Annotated in this window: 18 protein-coding genes; 5 read left to right on the top strand and 13 right to left on the bottom strand. The window is 70.5% G+C overall.

All coding sequences use genetic code 11. The features are described from left to right. The first annotated feature begins 90 nt into the window (after nucleotides 1-90). Nucleotides 91-759 (top strand): TetR/AcrR family transcriptional regulator, encoded by a 669-nt coding sequence (locus OG714_RS49895; protein WP_406131130.1) that lies wholly within the window; start codon nucleotides 91-93, stop codon nucleotides 757-759. Nucleotides 760-989: 230 nt separating this feature from the next. On the opposite strand, the gene OG714_RS49890 is transcribed toward OG714_RS49895, so the two are convergent. Next, nucleotides 990-2,447 (bottom strand): MFS transporter, encoded by a 1,458-nt coding sequence (locus OG714_RS49890; protein WP_406131129.1) that lies wholly within the window; start codon nucleotides 2,445-2,447, stop codon nucleotides 990-992. Between the two features lie 177 nt (nucleotides 2,448-2,624). Between OG714_RS49890 and OG714_RS49885 the strand changes: the two genes are divergently transcribed. Further along, nucleotides 2,625-3,080 (top strand): MarR family winged helix-turn-helix transcriptional regulator, encoded by a 456-nt coding sequence (locus OG714_RS49885; protein ID WP_406131128.1) that lies wholly within the window; start codon nucleotides 2,625-2,627, stop codon nucleotides 3,078-3,080. Nucleotides 3,081-3,140: 60 nt separating this feature from the next. Here OG714_RS49885 and OG714_RS49880 read toward each other — a convergent pair whose 3' ends face one another. From OG714_RS49880 to glnT, 10 genes are all read right to left on the bottom strand, one after another. Then, nucleotides 3,141-4,067 (bottom strand): hypothetical protein, encoded by a 927-nt coding sequence (locus OG714_RS49880; RefSeq protein ID WP_406131127.1) that lies wholly within the window; start codon nucleotides 4,065-4,067, stop codon nucleotides 3,141-3,143. Between the two features lie 192 nt (nucleotides 4,068-4,259). Then, nucleotides 4,260-5,744, bottom strand: a complete 1,485-nt coding sequence (locus OG714_RS49875) for an alpha-amylase (RefSeq protein WP_406131126.1) — start codon at nucleotides 5,742-5,744, stop codon at nucleotides 4,260-4,262. Then, nucleotides 5,741-8,461: an MGH1-like glycoside hydrolase domain-containing protein gene (locus OG714_RS49870; RefSeq protein ID WP_406131125.1), complete on the bottom strand. Its 2,721-nt coding sequence runs from the start codon at nucleotides 8,459-8,461 to the stop codon at nucleotides 5,741-5,743. The genes OG714_RS49875 and OG714_RS49870 overlap by 4 nt, the downstream gene beginning before the upstream one ends. Continuing rightward, a complete protein-coding gene (locus OG714_RS49865; RefSeq protein WP_406131124.1) occupies nucleotides 8,445-9,713 on the bottom strand; it encodes an MFS transporter in 1,269 nt (422 codons plus the stop codon). Before OG714_RS49865 ends, OG714_RS49870 begins: the two co-directional genes overlap by 17 nt. A gap of 112 nt (nucleotides 9,714-9,825) precedes the next feature. After that, nucleotides 9,826-10,476: a helix-turn-helix domain-containing protein gene (locus tag OG714_RS49860; RefSeq protein WP_406131123.1), complete on the bottom strand. Its 651-nt coding sequence runs from the start codon at nucleotides 10,474-10,476 to the stop codon at nucleotides 9,826-9,828. Between the two features lie 53 nt (nucleotides 10,477-10,529). Further along, nucleotides 10,530-11,624, bottom strand: coding sequence for an FAD-dependent oxidoreductase (locus tag OG714_RS49855; RefSeq protein WP_406131122.1), 1,095 nt, complete (start codon nucleotides 11,622-11,624; stop codon nucleotides 10,530-10,532). After that, nucleotides 11,621-12,949 carry an FMN-binding glutamate synthase family protein gene (locus tag OG714_RS49850; RefSeq protein WP_406131121.1) on the bottom strand — a complete coding sequence of 443 codons (1,329 nt, stop codon included), beginning with the start codon at nucleotides 12,947-12,949 and terminating at the stop codon, nucleotides 11,621-11,623. Before OG714_RS49850 ends, OG714_RS49855 begins: the two co-directional genes overlap by 4 nt. A 16-nt stretch (nucleotides 12,950-12,965) precedes the next feature. Beyond that, nucleotides 12,966-13,658: a glutamate synthase gene (locus tag OG714_RS49845; RefSeq protein ID WP_406131120.1), complete on the bottom strand. Its 693-nt coding sequence runs from the start codon at nucleotides 13,656-13,658 to the stop codon at nucleotides 12,966-12,968. Next, nucleotides 13,646-14,521, bottom strand: coding sequence for a glutamine amidotransferase (locus OG714_RS49840; RefSeq protein WP_406131119.1), 876 nt, complete (start codon nucleotides 14,519-14,521; stop codon nucleotides 13,646-13,648). Before OG714_RS49840 ends, OG714_RS49845 begins: the two co-directional genes overlap by 13 nt. Nucleotides 14,522-14,554: 33 nt before the next feature. After that, nucleotides 14,555-15,931, bottom strand: a complete 1,377-nt coding sequence (glnT, locus tag OG714_RS49835) for a type III glutamate--ammonia ligase (RefSeq protein WP_406131118.1) — start codon at nucleotides 15,929-15,931, stop codon at nucleotides 14,555-14,557. A gap of 244 nt (nucleotides 15,932-16,175) precedes the next feature. Between glnT and OG714_RS49830 the strand changes: the two genes are divergently transcribed. From OG714_RS49830 to OG714_RS49820, 3 genes are all read left to right on the top strand, one after another. Then, nucleotides 16,176-16,934: an SDR family oxidoreductase gene (locus OG714_RS49830; RefSeq protein WP_406131117.1), complete on the top strand. Its 759-nt coding sequence runs from the start codon at nucleotides 16,176-16,178 to the stop codon at nucleotides 16,932-16,934. A 160-nt stretch (nucleotides 16,935-17,094) separates the two neighbouring features. Further along, nucleotides 17,095-18,459 carry an FAD-dependent oxidoreductase gene (locus tag OG714_RS49825; RefSeq protein WP_406131116.1) on the top strand — a complete coding sequence of 455 codons (1,365 nt, stop codon included), beginning with the start codon at nucleotides 17,095-17,097 and terminating at the stop codon, nucleotides 18,457-18,459. Nucleotides 18,460-18,625: 166 nt separating this feature from the next. Continuing rightward, complete coding sequence (locus OG714_RS49820; protein ID WP_406131115.1) at nucleotides 18,626-19,591, top strand: DUF1152 domain-containing protein; 966 nt, start codon at nucleotides 18,626-18,628, stop codon at nucleotides 19,589-19,591. On the opposite strand, the gene OG714_RS49815 is transcribed toward OG714_RS49820, so the two are convergent. Together OG714_RS49815 and OG714_RS49810 are read right to left on the bottom strand one after the other, a co-directional pair. Beyond that, the gene (locus OG714_RS49815; RefSeq protein ID WP_406131114.1) at nucleotides 19,530-20,438 is read right to left on the bottom strand and encodes a hypothetical protein; all 909 of its coding nucleotides are present in this window, start codon (nucleotides 20,436-20,438) and stop codon (nucleotides 19,530-19,532) included. The two genes, OG714_RS49820 and OG714_RS49815, sit on opposite strands and share 62 nt — an antisense overlap. Then, nucleotides 20,435-21,625 (bottom strand): DUF2306 domain-containing protein, encoded by a 1,191-nt coding sequence (locus OG714_RS49810; RefSeq protein WP_406131113.1) that lies wholly within the window; start codon nucleotides 21,623-21,625, stop codon nucleotides 20,435-20,437. Before OG714_RS49810 ends, OG714_RS49815 begins: the two co-directional genes overlap by 4 nt. Nucleotides 21,626-21,645 lie beyond the last annotated feature (20 nt).

The raw sequence follows: 21,645 nt of genomic DNA, 5'->3' as shown, positions 1-21,645 counted from the left end.
CCATCGTCGTCAAAGTGGGGACTGCTCCCCACTTGATGGATTGACGATAGCATCAGTACCGGGGAGCACTCCCCACCAGCTCGGAGGACGATGATGACGGGCCCGAACGACGCGACGGCACCTGCCCGACGCCGCGATGCGCGGCGCAATCGGGAGCTGCTGATCGAGGCCGCCCACGACGTCTTCACCGAGCAGGGGCTGCACGCGCCGATCGACGTGATCGCCCGCCGCGCAGGCATCGGCAACGCCACGCTGTACCGCCACTTCCCCACCCGTGCCGCGCTGGTGGACGCGGTCTTCCGCGACCTGCTCACGGACACGATGACCGTGGGCGAGCAGGCGCGCGCGGCCGAGGACGCGTGGGCCGGGCTGACCGGCTATCTGGAGACCGTCTTCGCCGGACTGGCCGCCGACCGCGGCACCAACGACCTGATGACCACCCACCTCGACGGCGTCGAATCGCTCCAGGCCGTGCACGCCCACAACCGCCACACCGTGGACCTGCTGCTGAGCCGGGGCCGCGACCAGGGCACGGTCCGTGCGGATGTCACCCCGGAGGACGTCCTGTTCGCCCTCGCCGCCTTGGGCCGCACCGTCCCGTCCCTCACCGCCTCCGCCGGCCCTGACGCCTGGCGCCGCCCGCTCGCACTCCTTCTCGACGGCCTGCGCGCCGCCCCCACCACGACCGCGCTCCCTTCCCCCGCCCTCACCGCGACCCAGCTCAACGACGCGCTTCAAGGCCTCGGGTCGGGCAACTGACTGGTCTATGGCGTGAGTTCACCGCCGCGGACCGGTCTACGGCCGTGCGCCGACCGCAGTTGGCCCCCAACCCTGTCCAGGACCGGCATCCCAGGTCCGGTCACCTCACCGCAAGGGCCCTTGCCCACCGGGGAGTTGACGACCAGACAGCGCGCTGCCCGGCGCAGAGGACCGATCCCTCGATCCTCCAGCGCCGGGCAGCACGCCTCCGTACGTTCAGCCCACCGAGGTCAGGACTCGGCCCCCGCCTCCTCCAGCGCGCCGGCCTGCTCGGCCTTCTCCTCGGTCGGTGCGGCTGCCCGTACCGCCGGGATGGCCGCCGCGACCAGGGCCGCCAGCAGGGCGACGCCGCCGCCGATGATGAGGCCCGTGCGGAAGCCGCCCTCGGACGTGAAGGTGTAGCCGCCCGCCGTGGTGGTCATCTGGGCGAGGACCACGCCGATCACCGCAGCGCCGATCGAGGTGCCGAGGGAGCGCATCAGGGTGTTGAAGCCGTTCGCCGCGGCGGTCTCGGAGAGGGGGACCGAGCTCATGATGAGGGCGGGCATCGCGCCGTAGGCGAGGCCGACGCCGCTGTTGATGACGATGCAGACGACCATGAGGCCCCAGGCGGAGCTCATCAGGCCCATGGACAGGGCGTAGCCGGCGGTGATGACGAGGACGCCGCTGATCAGGGTGAACTTCGGTCCGCGGGCGTTGGTGAGCATTCCGCCGAGCGGGGAGACGATCATCATCATGATGCCGCCGGGGGCCATCCAGAGGCCGGAGGCGAGCATCGACTGGCCCAGGCCGTAGCCGGTGGCCTCGGGGAACTGGAGCAGCTGCGGGACGACCAGCATGCTCGAGTACATGCCGACGCCGACGAAGACCGAGGCGATGTTGGTGATCAGGACCCGGGGGCGGGCCGTCGTACGCAGGTCGATCAGCGGGTCACCGGTGCGCAGTTCCCACACGCCCCAGGCCAGGAAGGCCACGATCGCGACGGTGAAGAGGCCGAGCACGGTGGCCGAACCCCAGCCCCAGTCGGCGCCTTTGGAGATGCCGAGCAGCAGGCAGACGAGGCCGACGGCGAGGCCGAGGGCGCCGGGGGCGTCGAAGCGCTGGCCCTTGGCGGCGGCCGGTACGTCCGGGATCAGGAACCAGATCAGCGCGGCGACGACCACGGCGAGGGCGGCCGAACCCCAGAACAGGGCACGCCAGTTGGCGTACTGGGCGATGGCCGCGGCGATCGGCAGGCCGAGGCCGCCGCCGATGCCCATGGAGGCGCTGACCAGGGCGATGGAGGGGCTCAGTCGCTCCTGCGGGACCACGTCCCGCAGGAGGGCGATGCCGAGGGGGACCATGCCCATGCCCATGCCCTGCAGACCGCGTCCGACGATCATCGGGACGACGGAGGAGGAGAGCGCGCAGACCACCGAGCCCACGATCAGTGGGACGGAGCAGGCGAGCAGCATGCGGCGCTTGCCCAGCAGGTCACCGAGGCGGCCGACGACCGGCACACAGACCGCGGCCACCAGCAGCGTGGCCGTGATCACCCACGCGGCGTTCGAGGACGAGGTGTGCAGCATCTCCGGCAGGTCGGCGATGAGCGGTGTGACCAGCGTCTGCATGATCGCCGCGGTGGTGCCGGCGAAGGCGAGCGTGGCGATCACGCCGCCTGCGCGGGCTGAGGGCTGGGGGGCGTCCATGACGGGACTCCTCGGCATGTCTGTTCAGTCGGGATATGAAGGAATGTGCATCGTACACATCGCATGTATCAACCATGTGATGGGGATGATGCATACCGTCGTGCGAGGATGGGCCCGGCCGCCCCGAACCGCAGGATCCGGCGGCGGCATCGGCAGGAAGCAGGAGGCAGCGGACCGATGGACAGGCGCACGCGCGAGATCGAGTACGAGCAGATGCTCCTCAGCCGGCACGGGCTGCTCGCGCAGAAGGGCGGGCGCCGCAAGGACGGTGTGCTGGAGCGCAGCGCCTACATCCTGCTGAGCCGGATCCGCATCCAAGGGCCCATGTCCATCGGGGAGTTGAGCGACGCGTTCGGTCTCGACACGTCCACCCTCAACCGGCAGACGGCGGCCGCCATGCGGTCCGGGCTGGTGGAGCGCATCCCCGATCCGCAGGGCGGCATGGCCCGCAAGTTCCGCATCACGGACCTGGGCGCACGGATGCTCGACGAGGAGCGCGAGGGTCTCGTCCAGTCCCTGGACCAGATCATGGACGACTGGTCGGACGAGGACATCGACGCCTTCGCGGCTTTTCTACGACGCTTCAACACCGACATCGAACGGCTCGGCGGGCGTCCCTGGCCACGGCCGTGAGCCCCGCCCCGTGCACAACGCACGGGGCGGGGCCGTCAGTTCACGCCGGGCGTGTCCGTGTCAGGAGGAGCGGCGGGCGCGGCCGGCCGCGTAGACCCCGCCTGCGCCCAGGGCGATCACCAGGGCCGCACCGCCCGCTATGAGTCCGACCGGCGCGTTGGAACCGGTCTCCGCCAGCGGCTGGTTGCCGCCGTTCGGCGTCGCCTTCGGAGTCGGCGAGGGCGACGACTTCAGCGGCGGGACGTGCGCGGACGTGGGAGGTGTCGTCGACGGCTTGGGGCTGGCCGACGGGGTCGACTCCTCGGCGGGAGGCGTGCTGTCGGCCGGGGCCGACGGCGTCGCGGGCGGCGCGGAGGCCGGCTGCGTCGGCGTCGGGGTGGGCGAGTCCGGGGTGCTCGGGGTGCACTCCTTGTCGCCTCCGTTCCAGGCCGCGATGAGGTGGTACGGGGTCATGATGTTGTCCGGCTCGTAGGGAAGGGGGCCGTGGCCCTCGCCCGTACCGCCGTCATAGGTGACGTCGTCGCCGTACAGGTCGATCTGGCCGTAGCAGTCGGGCGACTTGACCTTCAGCTGCTGCCAGGTGCGCTGTGCGTCGGTCGCGCCGGCGACGTCCTTGGCGGTGAGGTAGACCGTGGCCTTGTCGACCATGGTCTGATGGCCGGAGGTGTACCAGTTGGAGCCCTCGGCGGTGTACTCGGCGAGGGAGACGGGGTACTTGCAGCTGTCTCCGACGCTCTGGTCGGGAGCGAGCCGGACCTCGACGGTGCCGGGGATGGTGTCCCACTGGAGGAACCCGCCCTGCGAGGTCCAGTCCGCGCCGACAACGTTTCCATCGGCGCCGACGATGCGGTACTGCACGGTGGCGGACTGGCAGGCGTCGGCGTCGCCGGCACTCGCCGGGCCGGCCGCGAGCACGGGAGCGGCGGCGGCTATGAACGCGGTGGCCGCGAGGGCGGACAGGGATGGGAGGTGGTGCGAACGTGACAAAGTGAGCCTCGACGATGGTGAAAGGTGTGGGAGGTGGCAGATCGCGAGCGGCGGGCGCACGAAGGGAGACGATCGAGGGCGTGCGCGACCGGACCGCTCGCAGGCACTTCGCTCAGTAAAGGCACAGCGAAGTAAGCCGAATTCTTGTCACCTTTCACAACTCCCGTCAATCCTTCACCAGTTGGCCACAGGTCAAGATCGGGGCAGGACCGCGACCAGATGCCAGCGCAGCCCCTCCAACTCGACATACAGACCGGGGTCGACCAGCTCGTCGCCGTCCCGGTCGTAGGTCAAGTCGCCGAGCAGTTCGGTGAGTTGGCGGGAGTCGCCGCGCAGGTCGGTCCACGGGAGGCGGACGCGGCCCTGGGCGGGCTGGTCCGAGAGGTTGACGACGACTAGGTGACGGCTGGAATCAGTCGTCCAGGACCAGGCGACGAGGTTCTCGTGGGTGGGGTTGTCGGGCCAGCCCGTGCAGTCGAGCAGCCGCCACTCCCCTCCCGCGCGCATACCGGAGGAGGCGACCGCGGCGAGCAACTGGTGGTGGAACGCGAGGAGTTCCTTGTCGACGGGCTCCTCCGGCCGACGGGAGAGGAAGACCGGCGGTCGCACCCGTCGCCCCTCGAACTGCCCCTCGTACCAGAGCGTCGCGCCGGGCAGGGTCGCGATGGTGACCGCCGCGGCGCGTTCTCGCTCGGGCGACAGGGTGGCGGCGGCCCGGGGTTCGTCGTGGTTCTCCAGGAAGCGGACCAGGCCGCGCTGGTAGCGGACGTCGGCCTGTAGATGGCCGCGCACCGAGTCGGCGCCCTCGTGCAGCAGTCGGTCGTAGAGCCGTTTGTCGTAGCAGTGGTCGAACCCCTGTTGCTGGAGGGCCCATTCGAGGTCCCAGTACGCCTCGGCGACGAACAGGAAGTCGGGGTGGCGCTCGCGGACCTTGGGGATCGTGTACGGCCAGAAGTCCTCGGCCGGTGCCGTGCCCGCCCGTGCGCCCCAGGTCTTGGCGAAGACGTCGGTCATCAGCAGCATGGCCATGTCGCAGCGCACGCCGTCCGCCTGGCCGGCGATCGAGGCCAGGGTGTCGACGGCGGCGGTGCGCAACTCGTCGCTGAAGGCGTTGAGTTGGACGACGTCCGGCCAGGGCGCGAAGTACGGGTCGCGGCCCCGGGCGAAGACCTTGCCGCCGGCTTCCAGGAAGGCGGCCGGGTCGCGGGCGAGGTCGTCCTGAGTGCCCTGGACCAGGCAGGCGGGGCGTTCGGTCAGCCAGGGGTGGTCGGGGGCGACGTGGTTGGGGACGTAGTCGAGGATCAACCGGACACCACGGGCGGCCAGTTGGGCGCGAGCTGCCGCCAGTCCCTCCGGGCCGCCGAGGGCTGCGTCCACGACGTAGTTGCGGACGCAGTACGGCGATCCGGCCACGTCCTCCGGGCGCAGGTCGGGCAGTGCCGCGCGGAACGACGCCTGGAGCGAGGCGTCGCGCAGTGCGATCTCCAGTCCGGCCGGGCTGCGTTCCCACACGCCCATCAGCCAGACGGCGTCGACGCCCGGGAGGGCGACCTCGTCCCAGGCGGGCGCGGGCACCTCGCCGAGGGTGACGGTACGGCCGTAGCGGCTGCTCAACTCCCCTAGCCAGATAAGGGTGTTGATCTCGTAGATCACCGGCTGCTCGGGCCAGGCGGTCACGACAGGGGCTCCTCTCGGTCACCGGTGGGGCGCAGGCTCTCGCGGCCCCGTGCCGACCACTCGCCGTCGCCCAGGGTGTGGAAGAGGGTGGCGGTGACCGCGGACAGGCCGGTCCAGCCGGTCTGGTGGGAGGCGCCGAGGCCGGCGCCGTTGTCGCCGTGGAAGTACTCGTAGAAGAGGATCAGATCCTTCCAGTGCGGGTCCTTGGCGAACTTGGCCTGGGCTCCGTGCACCGGCCTGTGCCCGTCCTCGTCACTGAGGAAGGTGGCGGTGAGCCGGTCGGCGATCTCGCGGGCGACCTCGTAGAGCGTGAGCTGTCGGCCCGATCCGGTGGGGCACTCGACGGTGAACTCGGCGCCGTGGAAGGCGTGCAGGTTGAGCAGCGCGCGGATCAGCAGCAGGTTGACCGGGAACCACACCGGACCACGCCAGTTGGAGTTGCCGCCGAACATCCCGGAGTCGGACTCGGCGGGCAGATAGCCGACGCCGTACGACTCCCCGTGCACCTCGAAGGTGTACGGGTGCTCGGCGTGGTAACGGGAGAGGGAGCGGATGCCGTGCGGGCCGAGGAACTCGCCCTCGTCGAGCATCCGGGACAGGACGCGCCGCAGCCGGTCCTCGCCGAACAGGGCGAACAGATACCGGCCGTCGGCGTTCGGACCCAGCGCCTCGTGCGAGGAGATGGTGGCTGCCACCGCCGGATGCCGCTCGATGAACTCCCTTGCCCCCGCGACCAGTTCGGGGAAGCGCTGGTCCGCCCAGCCACCGACCAGGCTGGTGGCCGCGAGCGGGATCAGTCCGACGAGGGAGCGGACCTTGAGCCGGGTCGCCGTGCCGTCGGGCAGCCGCAGCACGTCGTAGAAGAAGCCGTCCTCCTCGTCCCACAGGCTCGCGTTGTCGGCGCCGATGCGGTTCATGGCGACGGCGATCCACGCGAAGTGCTCGAACAGGGACTGCGCCTGCTCGATGTAGACGGGGTTGTCGACGGCCAGCTCTATGGCGATCTCAAGGAGGTTCTGGCAGTACAGCGCCATCCACGCCGTGCCGTCGGCCTGGTCGAGGTGGCCGCCGGTGGGGAGCGGGGCGCTGCGGTCGAAGACGCCGATGTTGTCGAGGCCGAGGAAGCCGCCCTGGAAGACGTTGTTGCCGTCGGTGTCCTTGCGGTTGAGCCACCAGCTGAAGTTCTTCATCAGCTTCTGGAAGGCGTTCTCCAGGAAGGCGCGGTCGGCCTTGCCGGTGCGGTGCTTCTCCAGCTCGTAGAGGAACAGGGTGGCCCAGGCGTGCACGGGCGGGTTGACGTCGCCGAAGTTCCATTCGTACGCCGGGATCTGGCCGTTGGGATGGAGGTAGAGGCGGCGCAGCAACAGGTCCAACTGGCCCTTGGCGAAGGTGAGATCGACCATCGAGAGGGCGACGGTGTGGAAGGCGAGGTCCCAGGCCGCGAACCACGGGTACTCCCAGGTGTCCGGCATCGACATGATCTCGTCGTTGACCATGTGGTACCAGTTGCTGTTCCGTATCCGGGGGTCGGAGGCGAGCGGGTCGACGCCGTGCTCGGACAGCCAGCGCTCGACGTCGAGGTAGTAGTACTGCTTGCTCCACAGCATCCCCGCCAACGCCTGCCGGACCAGCCGCCGTTCGTCGACCGACGAGTCGGCGGAAGTGATGCCGTCGTAGAACTCGTCGGCCTCGGCGCGGCGTTGGGTCAAGACGGTGTCGAAGTCGCCGGTCCAGTCGGGCAGTTCGGTGGCGGTGAGGCGCAGGCGGACGGTGGCGCTCTGACCGCCGGGGACGGTGAGCACGTGGTGGACGGCGGCCTTGGTGCCGGTCCGCTCGGGATTGACGGCTCCGGTCTCGCCTCCGACGACGTACCGGTCGATGCCGTCCTTGACGTACGGGGAGGAGTTCGAACTGCCGAAGATCTTCTCGTTGTTGGTGTCGTTCTCGGTGAACAGGGTCTGCGCGTCCGCGTCGCAGTAGAGCCGGCGCGGGCCCAGCTCCTCGTGGTCGGCGCGGAGCGGGCCGCCGGGTTCCTGGCGGATGGACGGTACGGCGGTACCACCGGCCCAGGACCAGGTGTGCCGGAACCACAGGGTCGGCAGCAGGTGCAGGGGTGCCTCGTCGGGGCCGCGGTTGTGCGCGGTGATCTCGATCAGCAGGTCGTCGGGGCCCGCCTTGGCGTACTCGACGAACACGTCGAAGTAGCGGTCCTCGTCGAAGATGCCGGTGTCGAGGAGTTCGTACTCGAAGTCACCGCGCCCACGGGCCTGGTTGGTGGCCTTGAGGTCCTCGTACGGGTACTCCGACTGCGGGTATTTGTAGAGGTACTTCATGTACGAGTGCGTGGGCGTGCTGTCGAGGTAGAAGTAGTACTCCTTGACGTCCTCGCCGTGGTTTCCCTCGGAGTTGGTGAGGCCGAACATCCGCTCCTTGAGGATCGGGTCGCGGCCGTTCCACAGAGCGAGCGCGAAGCACAGACGCTGTTTGTCGTCGCTGACGCCCGCGATGCCGTCCTCGCCCCAGCGGTAGGCGCGGGAGCGTGCCTGGTCGTGCGTGAAGTAGGACCAGGCGTCGCCGCCCTGGCTGTAGTCCTCCCGGACCGTCCCCCACTGGCGCTCGCTCAGATACGGGCCCCAACGGCGCCAGGGCACCCCGGATTCGTCGGCCTCGGCCAGCCGTCGCCGCTCGGCATCCGGTGTGTCATCGCTCGTCCCCATCGTGTGTCCTCCCCTTGGCCCGGCCCATTCCCCCAGACTCGGGTGTCCCGGACCCGACGGCAACACGAACAGCCGGGCGGAAGGCCTCGGCGTCCGCCAGGAACACCGCAACGGCCAGGAGCAGAGCAGCCGTTGCCGCGATCGGCGCCACCAGGAAAGCTCCTCCGCTGCCATGACGGTCGGCGAGATACCCGGCCAGCGCCTGCCCGGTCGCGGTGCCGAGCGGTCCGCCGGCGCACAGGATCGTCAGGGCGACGGTCGCCCGGTCGGCGGGTACGAGACGTTCGGTGAGGGCGTAGAGGCTGATCAGGTACGGGGCCACGGTCACACCGGCGACGGTCATGGCCGTAGGAACGGCGTGCAGTCCGTCCCCCACGACCAGGGTGAGCGCGCCCAGCAGCAAGGTCGCCGCGAAGGTCACATACCTGTGGCGGAGAGTGAAGCGCGCGGGGAGCCAGGCGCAGGCGGCGCCTGCCAGGGCGCTGCCGATGCCGAAGACGGCGTAGAGGAGTCCGGCGCTGCCCGGGTGCCCGCTCTCGTCGGAGTAGGCGGTGACGCCGGTCTGCACGGCGCCGAACAGCGCGCCCACCGCGGCCATCGCGAGGAACATCGCGCCAAGTGGCAGTCGGGGCAGGGGAGTTCGCGAGGCGCGCGGGCTCTGCCGGTGCTCGGTACTCCCCCGGGCCAGGGAGAGTGCGAAGGGCAGGGTGGCCAGGACGAGGAGGGCGATGGCGGCCACGGTCGGCGCGGTCGGGCCGACGAGGGTGAACAGTCCGACGAGCGCGGGCCCGGCGACGAAGCTGATCTCGTCGACGGTCGCCTCGTACGAGAAGGCTGTGGGTATGAGGTCGGGCCGGGCACGGGCGTGGAGCAGGCGTGCCCAGTGGACCCGTACCAGGGGGCCGACCGGTGGTTGGGTGAGCCCGGACAGGGCCGCAGCGACCAGCATGCTCGCGCGGCCGGTGTGGCTCGCCAGGACGAGGGTGGTCAGGGCGGTGGCGTTGGCGAGTGCGGTGACCGCCCCGACGAGGCGGTGGCCGTGGCGGTCGGCCAGTGCCCCGGCGATCGGGGCGCCGAGTGCGTTGGCGACGCCCTGGGCCGCCCCGGCGAGTCCGGCGAAGGCGTAACTGCCGGAGGCGGCCTGGACGAGGACGAGCGTCGCGAGGGAAGAGGTGGCGTAGGGAAGGCGGGCCAGAAACCCCAGCGGGAAGAATGCCGCGCCGGGGATACGGACAAGGGATCGGTACGCCATCGGCGTCTCCCGTGAACACGTCGGAGAGACGCGCCACCCCAGCCACCAACGCGTGGACGATCCCTGTTCTGCCGCGCAGCCTAGCGAGCGAACCGGCCCGTCACCAGACCGTTCAGTCCCTTCCGTGGTCCCCGAAAGCCGTGACCGACAGGAAGCGGACGGGGAGTTCGACCAGTTCCTGGGGGCCGTGCGCGCCCTCGCCGTCGAGTTGGAGGGCGTCGCCGGGGCGCATCGTGTAGGCCGCCTCTCCATGGCCGTAGACCATGACGCCTTCGAGCATGAACAGCAGCTCGGTGCCGGGGTGTTGGAAGAGGGGGAAGACCTCGCTGGACTCGGTGAGGGTGACCAGGACGGCTTCCATGCGTTTGTGGGGGCCGCGCAGGGCGCCGAGGAGTTCGTAGAGGTGACCGACCCGGCTGCCGCGGCGGATGATCTGGGCGCCGTGGCCGGCGGGGACGTAGACGGCCTCGCGTTCGGTGTCGACCCCGCGGAAGAGGGCGGTGACCGGGACGTTCAGGCCGGTGGCGAGGCGGCCGAGCGTGGTGAGGCTGCACGAGGTGTGCGCGTTCTCGATCTTGGAGAGCATCGCTTTCGAGATGCCGACCCGGGCCGCCATCTCCGCCACCGACAGCCCGGCCGCGATCCGGTAGCGACGCACCTGGCGGGCGATCGCGGTCTCCAAGTCCACTGGCCCGTCGGCCTGTTCGGGGGTGATCTCCCGATCCGGCAGCGCGGCTGTCTGGTCGTGGTGGTCGGTGCCCATGGCGGTCATTCTGCCTGATGGGCCCTGGTTTCCCGGGAGTTGCGGATCGGTGGTCAACGGTTCAGGGCGAAACGTGGATGGGGTTCGGCGCGGCCCAGTGCGAGGTCGGCGGCCACCCCGCCGATGAGCGGCGTGAACTTCGCGCCGTGCCCCGAGCACGGGGAGACGACGACGAAGGGGCCGGTGCGGTCGAGGACGAAGTCCTCGTCGGGGGTGGTGGTGTAGAGGCAGCTGGCCTCGGCGACAGGGGCGGGATCGAGGCCCGGCATGGCGCGTTCCACCCAGGCGGTGACCTTGTCGCGCGAGACGGCGTCCACGATTCCAGTGCGGGTGTTCGCTGTGGTCGGGGTGCCCTCGTCGTGCTGGGCGACCTTGAACGCCGGGAGGGGGCCACCGTCGCTTCCGGAGGGGAGACCGTAGAGGCTCAGTTCATCCTTGTGGACGAAGACCGGCCAGGCTGTCGTTTCCGGGTCGCGGCGGCGGAAGTGGAAGACCTGCTGCTGGGTCACCTGGAGGGGCGGCAGGGGCGCCACGATGCCCAGCGGCGCGGCGAGTTGGGGCAGCCAGGCACCGGACGCGACCACGACCGTGTCCGCCACGACGGCTGGGCCGTCCGAACTCAGCGCGACGCGGCCGTCGTTGCGGATCTCCGCGCCGGTGACGCGGACGCCGGCGAGTACGCGGGCGCCCAGTTCGGCGGCCCGGCGTACGGCGGCGGCCACCGTCGCGTCGGCGTCGACCGTACCCGCGTCCGGGTGGTGGAGCACGGGTCCGTCGAAGCGGAACTGCGGCCAGCGGTCCGTCGCTTCGGCCGCGCTCAGCAGTTCGTACGGTACGGCGGCTGCCGCCAGGATGCCCGCGATGCCCTCCGGGTCGCGGCCCGCGCCGAAGTCCAGGCCCCCCGTGAGGCGCAGCAGCCGGGCGCCGGTGTCGTGCTCCAGTTCCTGCCAGAGTTCGCGGGCCTCGCCGGTCAGGCGGACGTAGAGGGGATCGGCGTAGGCGCGCCGGTAGATGCGTGAACTGCCGTGCGAGCTACCGGACTTGTGGCCGATCTCGTACGCCTCGACGAGCGTGACCTCGTGGCCCTGCCGGGCGAGCTGCCAGGCCGTGGCCGCGCCCATCAGGCCCGCTCCTACGACGGCGATCACAGCGCGGTTCCGGAGGTGCCGGGGATCCAGTCGGTGCCGGCGAGGGGGACGCGGGCCATGGCGGCGGACTCGATGGTGAGGGCGACCAGGTCCTCGGGTTCCAGGTGGTGGAGGTGGGCCTTGCCGCAGGCGCGGGCGAGGGTCTGGGCCTCCATGGTGAGGACGCGGAGGTAGTTGGCGAGCCTGCGTCCGCCTTCGACGGGGTCGAGGCGGGCGGCGAGTTCCTCGTCCTGGGTGGAGATGCCGGCCGGGTCGCGGCCGTCCTGGAAGTCGTCGAAGTAGCCTGCCGCCGAACCGAGTTGGCGGTATTCGGCGTCATGGCGCGGATGGTTGTCGCCGAGTGCGATCAGGGCGGCGGTGCCGATGGCGACCGCGTCCGCGCCGAGTGCGATGGCCTTGGCCACGTCGGCGCCGGTGCGGATGCCGCCGGAGACGATGAGTTGGACCTCGCGGTGGACGCCGAGTTCCCGAAGTGCCTGTACCGCCTGGGGAATCGCGGCGAGGGTGGGGATTCCGACGTGCTCGATGAATACGTCCTGGGTGGCCGCGGTACCGCCCTGCATGCCGTCGACGACCACGACGTCGGCGCCGGCGTGGACGGCGAGCTTCACGTCGTAATAGGTGCGCGTGGCGCCGACCTTGACGTAGATCGGCTTCTCCCAGTCGGTGATCTCGCGGAGTTCGCCGATCTTGATGGTGAGGTCGTCGGGGCCGGTCCAGTCGGGGTGGCGGCAGGCGCTGCGCTGGTCCACGCCGACCGGCAGGGTACGCATCCCGGCGACGCGGTCGGTGATCTTCTGGCCGAGCAGCATGCCTCCGCCGCCTGGCTTGGCACCCTGGCCGAGGACCACTTCGATGGCGTCGGCCTTGCGCAGGTCGTCGGGGTTCATGCCGTAGCGGGACGGCAGGTACTGGTACACGAGGTGCTTGGACTGGCCGCGCTCCTCCGGGGTCATGCCGCCGTCGCCGGTGGTGGTGGAGGTGCCGGCCGCGCTCGCCCCGCGCCCCAGCGCCTCCTTGGCGTTCGCGGACAGGGCGCCGAAGCTCATGCCGGCGATGGTGACCGGGATGTCCAGGTGCAGCGGGTACTTGGCGTTGCGGGCGCCGAGGACGACGTCCGTGTCGCAGCGCTCGCGATAACCCTCCAGCGGGTAGCGGGACATGCTGGCGCCGAGGAAGAGCAGGTCGTCGAAGTGCGGGAGGGCTCGTTTGGCGCCCCAGCCCCGGATGTCGTAGACGCCGGTCGCGGCGGCCCGTTGGATGGCGTGGATGGTGGCGCGGTCGAAGGTGGCCGACTCGCGCAGGCCGCGGGATGCGAAGTCCATGAAAGTAACAACTCCCTCAGTACGCGGTCGAGTTGTCGACCTTGAAGTGGTACAGCTGCCGGGCCGATCCGTAGCGGCGGAAGTCGGCCGGATCTTCGTCGAGATCGGCCGCCTTGAGCAACTCGGCAAGTTCCGTGAGGTGTTCGTCCCGCATCTCCTTCTCCACGCAGTCCGCGCCGAGGGACTTGACCGTGCCCTTGACGTAGATACGGGCCTCGTAGAGGGAGTCGCCGAGGGCATCACCCGCGTCGCCGCAGACCACCAACCGTCCCGCCTGTCCCATGAACGCGCTCATGTGGCCGACGTTCCCGCCGACGACGATGTCCACGCCCTTCATCGAAATCCCGCACCTGGCCGCCGCGTTGCCCTCGATCACCAACAGGCCGCCGTGTGCGGTGGCCCCGGCGGACTGGGAGGCGTCGCCGCGCACCCGGACCGTGCCGGACATCATGTTCTCGGCGACGCCGACTCCGGCGTTGCCGTGCACGGTGACCGTGGCGTGCTGGTTCATGCCGGCGCAGTAGTAGCCGACGTGGCCCTCGATGTCGACGGTCACCGCGTCCTTGAGCCCGCAGGCGACGCTGTGGGCGCCTCGGGGGTTCAACACCCGCCAGGATGCGGCAGGTTGGGGAGCGTGGAGAGCCTGGTTGAGATCACGGACGGAGGAGGCCACGAGGTCTACGACTTCCGCCTCGGTCAGCGCTGCCATACGTACACCTCTTCCGGCTCGGGTTCGAAGATGCGGGCGTGCTCGATGCCCGGCAGGACGTCCAAGGCGCGGTACTCGGAGGCCATGGCCACCCAGGCGTCGGTCTCCGCGACCAGTGCGGGCTTGCAGGCGATGGCGTCGCGGACCACCGCGAAGGAGTCGGTGGTGGAGACCAGCAGCGTGTAGAAACCGTCGAAGCGCTCGCACAGCAGCCGCAGCGCCTTCTCCAGGTCGGTGCCACGGGCGAGGTGGTGGGCGACGAAGCGGGCACCGACCTCGGAGTCGTTCTCGCTGTCGAACTCCACGCCCTGGGCACGGAGTTCGCGTCGGATGGTGGCGTGGTTGGCGAACGACCCGTTGTGGACCAGGCATTGACCGGGGCCGACGGAGAAAGGGTGCGCGCCCTCGGGGGTGACGGCCGATTCGGTGGCCATGCGGGTGTGGCCGACGCCCTGGTAGCCGGTCACTCCGGCGAGCCCGAACGACTCGGCCAACCGGACTGGATTTCCGGTGCCCTTGAGTACGGCGAAGCCCTCCCCCGAGCCGATGACGGTGGCTTGCGGCAGTGCGGACGCGACGGTGGCGAGCAACTCGGGGATCGACGACTCCGCGTGGACCACCGTCGTGGCGTCGGCCGCGACAACCACCGCGTCCGGCAGGGCGTTTGACGCCTCCTGCGGGGTCACGCCCAGCAGCGAGACGACAGCGTGTCCTGGCGGTGACAGCCGCGGGTCGCCGTAGACCGCGACGCCCGCCGAGTCCGGGCCGCGTTCGACGACCTGGCCCAGCATGGCGGTGAGCAGTTCACCGAGCCGGGGTTCGAGGGAGGGCTCACGCAGATGGAGCCCGACGATTCCGCACATGCGGCTCTCTTCCGATGAGGAGGAACGGGTGGGTCAGAAGGCGGTGAGGTAGCGGTCCAGCTCCCAGGCGCCGACCGTGCCGTGCCAGTCGAAGAACTCCTGGCGTTTGACCTCGCCGAAGTACGCGCTGACGCCGGGACCCGCCGCGTCGAGAGCCCCGCCGATCACCTGGTCGGCGGCCAGTGCCTCAACGGCGTGCAGCAGGGTCGGCGGCAGTTCGGGGCGGGACGCCGTGGCCGCCGCGTCTCCCGGTTCGCCGGGGTCCAGGGCTCGTTCGATGCCGTCGAGTCCCGCCGCCAGGGCCGCGGCTGCCGCGAGGTAGGGGTTGGCGGAGCCGTCGCCGCCGCGCAGTTCGACGCGGTTGCCGTCGGGGACACGGATGAAGTGGGTGCGGTCGTTGCCGCCGTAGCCGGCCTTGCGGGGTGACCAGGTCGCGCCCGAGCGGGTCGAGATCGCGCCGGTGCGCTTGTACGAGTTGACGGTGGGCGCGATGACGGCCTGGAGGGCGCGGGCGTGGTCGAGGATGCCGCCGACGAAGGAGTAGGCGAGCGGGGACAGGCCGAGGCCCCGGGTGTCGGAGGCGTCGGGGAAGGCGGGCTCGCTCCCCCGCCACAGCGACAGGTGCATGTGCATCCCGGATCCGGTGCGGTCGGTGAACGGCTTCGGCATGAACGTGGCTGTCATGCCCCGCTGTTCGGCCAGTACCGACACCAGGTACCGCATGGTGATGACCCGGTCGGCGGTGGTGAGGGCGTCGGCGTAGGCGAAGTTCTGCTCGAACTGGCCGTTGCCGTCCTCGTGGTCGTTGGCGTAGTTGCCCCAGCCGAGGGAGTTCATCGCCTTGGAGACGGCGGTGAGGTGGTCGTACATCCGGGTCAACCCGCGTGCGTCGTAACAGGGTTGGGCTGCGGTGTCGCGGCTGTCGGCGACGGAGAGCGTGCCGTGGTTGTCGCGGTTGACGAGGAAGTACTCGATCTCCGCGCCGACCGCGAGGGACAGTCCGAGTTCGGCGGCGCGTGCCAGGACCGCGCGCAGGATGATGCGGGGTGCGTAAGGCCAGGGCTTGCCCTCGACGTGCGGGTCGCAGTGCACGAGGGCGAGTCCCGGGCGCACGAAGGGCAGTGGGGTGTACGAGGCGACGTCCGGGAGCGCGATGACGTCCGGGTCGCTGGGCTGCTGGCCGAGGGCGCCGGCCGCGTAACCCGCGAATCCGACGCCGTCGGACTGGAGTTCCTCGACCGCCTCGACGGGGACGAGCTTGGCGCAGGGTTTGCCCGCGAGGTCGACGAAGACGGCGAGGACGAACTCGATGCCGTCGGCGCGGACTTGGGCGGCGAGGTCGGGTGCCGGGTCGGCGGTCCGTGCCGGGTCGGTACTCGTGGGCCGTGCGGCTGCGGTGTCCATCGCCATGGGAGGCTCCCAGCATCCGGGGTTTCCTGATGTGAATCTCGATTTCTCCCGAGGAAACCGCGCGGGCATTACCGGCCCGTTTCCCGCACGGAAGCAGCCTGTTGCCAACTGCCGGGCGGGGCCGCCCGTGACGCAGGACCGATCTCCGGTGATGATTATGGCGTTCTCATTTATCGAGAGGTAGCCTCTCACTTGATCGTCGCAGCTCGTTCCGTCTCGTCAACGTCTCGCCGGGGAGGCCGTCATGGCAGGCACGATGCAGGGCAAGGTCGCCGTGATCAGCGGAGGTTCGACCGGTGTGGGGCGGGCCGTCGGAGCGCTGCTCGCCGAGAACGGGGCGGAGGTGGTCCTGCTCGCCCGGCGCGCCGACCGGCTGGAGGCGGCCGCGCGGGAGATGGCGGGGTCGGTGCTGACGATCCCGACCGACGTCAGCGGCGGTGACAGCGTCCGCGCGGCGTTCGCTCAGGTCGAGGAGCGGTTCGGGCGGGTGGACATCCTGGTGAACAGTGCCGGTGTCGCCCGCATCCGCGCCATCGAGGACACCGCCGACGAGGACATCCACAGCTGCATCGGCACCAACCTCCTGGGCCCGATCCACACGATCCGCTCGGCGGTACCCCTGCTGCGGGCGGCCGGAGGTGGTGACATTCTCAACATCTCCTCCGAGATCACCCTGGACCACATGCCGCTGATGGCCATGTACGCGGCCAGCAAGCACGGCCTGAACGGCTTCACCGCCGCGATGCACAAGGAGCTGCGCGGCGACGGAATCCGGGTCGCCCTGCTGATCCTCGGCTCGATCTCGGACAGCGCCTTCTTCGAGAACTTCCCCGGCGAGGACCGACAGCGCGCAGCCCCGATATGGGAGGCGGACGGCTATCTGACCAGGGTGGGAGCCATGAAGCCGCTCCCCTCGGCCACCGTCGCCCGGGTGATGTTCCAGTTGCTCAGCACACCGCCCGAGGTCGTCCAGGACGTGGTGCACATCCGTCCGGCGGGCTGAGAAGACCCCCGCGCAGTCCACACACCGGTCATGCGTGAGCCTTGGGCACCTCATAAGCCGGCCTTATGAGGTCATAGACCGGACCCGCATACCGACTTAGGCATGCCTTAGTTTAGGCTTCCCGTCGAGTCGCTTGTCATCGCTCGAAGGGAACCTGATCATGCCGCGCCCCCTGCGGGTAGCCATCGTCGGAGCCGGCCCCGCCGGGATCTACGCCGCCGACGCCCTGCTCAAGTCCGAGGTGGCCGCCGAACCCGGCGTGTCCATCGACCTCTTCGAGCGGATGCCCGCGCCCTTCGGCCTGATCCGGTACGGCGTCGCGCCCGACCACCCGCGCATCAAGGGCATCATCACCGCCCTGCACCAGGTCCTGGACAAGCCGCAGATCCGCCTCTTCGGCAACGTCGACTACCCGACCGACATCAGCCTGGACGACCTGCGCAGCTTCTACGACGCGGTGGTCTTCTCCACCGGCGCCACGGCCGACCGCGACATGTCGATACCCGGCATCGAGCTCGACGGCTCCTACGGCGCCGCCGACTTCGTCTCCTGGTACGACGGCCACCCCGACGTCCCGCGCACCTGGCCGCTGGAGGCGGAGAAGGTCGCCGTTCTCGGTGTCGGCAACGTGGCTCTCGACGTGGCCCGCATCCTCGCCAAGACCGGCGACGAACTGCTGCCGACCGAGATCCCGCCGAACGTCCACGAGGGCCTCAAGGCCAACAAGGCGCTCGAAGTCCACGTCTTCGGCCGCCGCGGCCCGGCGCAGGCGAAGTTCTCCCCGATGGAGCTGCGGGAGCTGGACCACTCCCCCACCATCGAGGTCATCGTCGACCCCGAGGACATCGACTACGACGAGGGCTCGATCACCACCCGGCGCAGCAACAAGCAGGCCGACATGGTCGCCAAGACCCTGGAGAACTGGGCGATCCGCGATGTCGGCGACCGCCCGCACAAGCTGTTCCTGCACTTCTTCGAGTCCCCCTCCGAGATCCTCGGCGAGGACGGCAGGGTCATCGGCCTGCGCACCGAGCGCACCGCGCTCGACGGCACCGGCAACGTCAAGGGCACCGGCGAGTTCAAGGACTGGGACGTCACCGCGATCTACCGCGCGGTCGGCTACCTCTCCGACAAACTCCCCAAGCTCCCCTGGGACATCGACTCGGGCACGGTCCCGGACCAGGGCGGCCGGGTCATCCAGGAGACCGGCGAACACCTCCAGTCGACGTACGTCACCGGCTGGATCCGGCGCGGCCCGGTCGGCCTGATCGGCCACACCAAGGGCGACGCCAACGAAACGGTCGCCAACCTGCTCGACGACCACGCCAACGGCCGTCTGCACACGCCTGTTTCGCCCGACCCGGAGTCCGTGGATGCGTTCTTCGCCGAGCGGAACGTCCGCTTCACCACCTGGGACGGCTGGTACCAACTCGACGCCGCCGAGAAGGCGTTGGGCGAGCCGCAGGGCCGCGAGCGCGTGAAGATCGTCGAGCGTGAGGACATGCTCGGGGCGAGCGGCGCGTAAGCCTCCCTCCCGCACAGCTGAGACCGAGGGGCCCGGCGGCCGTACCGCCGGGCCCCTCGCGCAGGTCTGCGTGCCGACCGGCCGGAACCTCTCACCACCAACTGCCCCGGTACGGCTCCAAGTCCACCCGCCCGACAGGGCCGTACGGGCCTGCTAACGTCCCCCGGTGTTCTCCCTCCTCGAACCCCCGTTCCTCAGCCGTCTGCGCGACGCGCGCCGGATCCTCGTCGCCGGCGCGGGCGGCGGCTTCGACGTCTACGCCGGGCTGCCGCTGGCCCTCGCGCTGCGCTCGGCCGGCAAGGAGGTGCACCTCGCGAACCTGTCCTTCGCCGATCTGTACGGCCTCGACCAGGACGTGTGGGTGGACCACGACGTCGCCGCCGTACGCCCGGACACGCAGGCCAGGGGCGACTACTTCCCCGAGCGGTCCCTCGCCCGCTGGCTCGACCTGCACGACCTGCCGTCGACCGTGTACGCGTTCCCCCTGACCGGTGTGGGGCCCCTGCGGGACGCGTACCGCACGCTGATCGCGCATCTCGGCGGCGTCGACGCCGTCGTGCTGGTGGACGGCGGCACCGACATCCTGATGCGGGGCGACGAGCACGGGCTGGGGACCCCGGAGGAGGACATGGTCAGCCTCGCGGCGGTGAACGGGCTCGACGAGGTGCCGGTGCGGCTGGTGGCCTGCCTCGGGTTCGGAGTGGACGCGTATCACGGGGTCAACCACTCGCTGGTGCTGGAGAATCTGGCCGCGCTCGATCGCGAGGGTGCCTACCTCGGCGCGTTCTCGCTCCCGCGTGGGAGCCGCGAGGGGCAGCTGTATCTCGATGCGGTGGCCCACGCCCAGGAGTGCACGCCGGACCATCCGAGCATCGTCAACGGTTCCGTCGCGGCGGCCGTACGCGGGGACTTCGGTGACGTCCGTTTCACCGAACGCACGCGCGGCGGCGAGCTGTTCATCAATCCGCTGATGGCGCTGTACTTCTGCGTGGACGCACCGGGACTCGCGCGCCGGAACCTCTATCTCGACCGGTTGGAGCGGACCACGCTCATCCGCCAAGTGAGTTCGCTCATCGAGGAGTTCCGCGACGAACTGCCCCGGCAGCGGCCGCCGCGCGCCTATCCCCACTGACCGAACCGACAAGGAGGCGCCCGCTCGCGCCCGCGAGGAGCAGGCCGGTCAGCATGCAGACGAGGCCGAGGGCGGGTCCGGACGACCAGTTCACGCCGGCCGCGCGGAAGGCCAGCACGACGGCGGCGGCGATCGCCGTGCCGGGAAGTGCCAGAAGCGCGGGGCGAGTTCGGTCGAGGTCGTCCTCGGCCAGGGCGCCGAGGACACCCACGCCCAGTGCCAGGGCCCAGACGCCGAGGGCCTGGGCGTCGACCCGGTTCACGGCCCAGGGAACGAAGTCGGCCCAGAAGGCGGGCCGGGTCAAAAGGCCCGCGCCGATGCCCAGCCAGGCCGAACCGAGTACGGCGAGCGGCGGTTTCGACCAGCCCGGGAGCGGGGCCGTGCGCGGCGGTGGCGGGCCGGCCGGGGTGAGGTGCTGCCAGGTCAGGGTGATCAGCGCGGCCACGCACAGGAGGCCCAGCGTGAACAGCCAGCCCAGGCTGAACAGCACGGGGATGATCGACCCGCCGCGCGCGATGTACAGCCGGCCCGCGTTGAGCAGCGTCACGGCGAAGAGGCCGACGAGCACGATCCCCAACGGGTGGACCAGCGTGCGCACTTCCTCCCACAGCCGTGCCCTGGCGACCGTGAACAGACCCGGCGCGGTGCCCAGCATCGCCGCGCCGATCAGGCCCGGGCTCACGGACTCGGGCGAGGGCCACGCACCGAGGACATGGCCGGTGAGGCTCACCGCTGTGAGGAGTCCACCGACGAGGAGGCTGACGACCGCGACGGCGGTGGCCAGCACGGCGACTCCGGCCGTGAGCGGACGCCCGCCCACCGGTACCACAGCCGGTGCGTTCGTCATGGGCGTCCCTGCGCGACCGGCGTGGACAGACGGGGCGTTGGGGCCGAGTCCGCGAGCTCGGTCCGTTTCAGCAGTTCACGGCCGTACATCACGCGCAGGCTCACCACCGTGGTCGCGGCGAACGCGAGCATGCCGCAGCCGACGGCGACACCGGCGGACAGGGCCGTCAACCGGTCGAGGCCGAGGGCCCGTTGGAAGACCGGAGCCGCGCCGATCGACAGCACCGGGGCCAGGCTCAGGGCCGTCAGGTGCAGTCGCCATTCCTCCCGGGCCCAGGGCCGGCCCTGACGTCCGGCGCGGCGGGCGTTGACGGCCATCACCGCGTAACCGACCGCGTAGGGAAGGAGATAGGCCCACAGCAGTCGCCGTCCGGTCGCGCCGAAGTCGAGGTAGGAGCGGGCGATCCACAACAGGGCGGCCGCCCCGGCGAGTTGCGCGACGGCGAGCACGGGCAGCGGTGCCCAGGAACCCGAGACGCCCTCCACCGTCGTACGCCGGTCCCGTGCGCGTGAGGCGATCAGCGCGCCGAACGCGACCACCGCGCCGAGGTGCGTGATCGCCACCTGGTTGATCTGCTCCATGGTCAGACCGGGCAACAGCCGGGGCAGGAAGCCCCATTCGAGGCGCAGCAGCGGTGCGGTGAGGAGGAATCCGTAGCAGAGGAGCATCCAGCGCTGGTGCAGGTCGGGGAGTCCGCCGACCGCGGCGAGGATGCCGAAGGTCACGCTCAGGACGGTGCCGACCAGCAGGGTGGCGAGCACGATCCAGAACGCGGGGCCGCTGAAGGCGTCCTCGGGGGCCGTGCGCGCCAGGTAGATTCCGGCGCCCGCCATCGAGACGTAGACCGTGACCGCGAAGACCACGCCCAGCGTGCGGTGCAGGCGGGTGCGTCGGCGTGCGGCGGTGAGGAGTTGGGCGGGGCCGAGCAGCATGAGGGCGCCGCCGAGGACCGAGTGCACGATCATCGGTACGAGGCTGTGGCGGTAGGGCGCGACGCGGTCGGCGAGGGCGTCGGTGACGTAGCGCGGGGAGACGACGCGGCCCATGACCCACTCGCCGAGGGCGGGGGCGCCGGGGCGGGCGTACGGCCAGAGTTCGGTCATCGCGATCGGCGCGTACGCCAGGCACACGACCGTCACGGCGATCATCGTGGCGCGGCGCCAGGTGCTGTTCGTCGGACGGCGCACGGCGGCCCCCCTGCCGGCTC

Origin of the sequence: Streptomyces sp. NBC_00989 (genome assembly GCF_045162655.1) — a bacterium.
Classification (GTDB): Bacteria; Actinomycetota; Actinomycetes; order Streptomycetales; family Streptomycetaceae; genus Streptomyces.
This window is presented reverse-complemented; position numbering and strand designations above follow the sequence as displayed.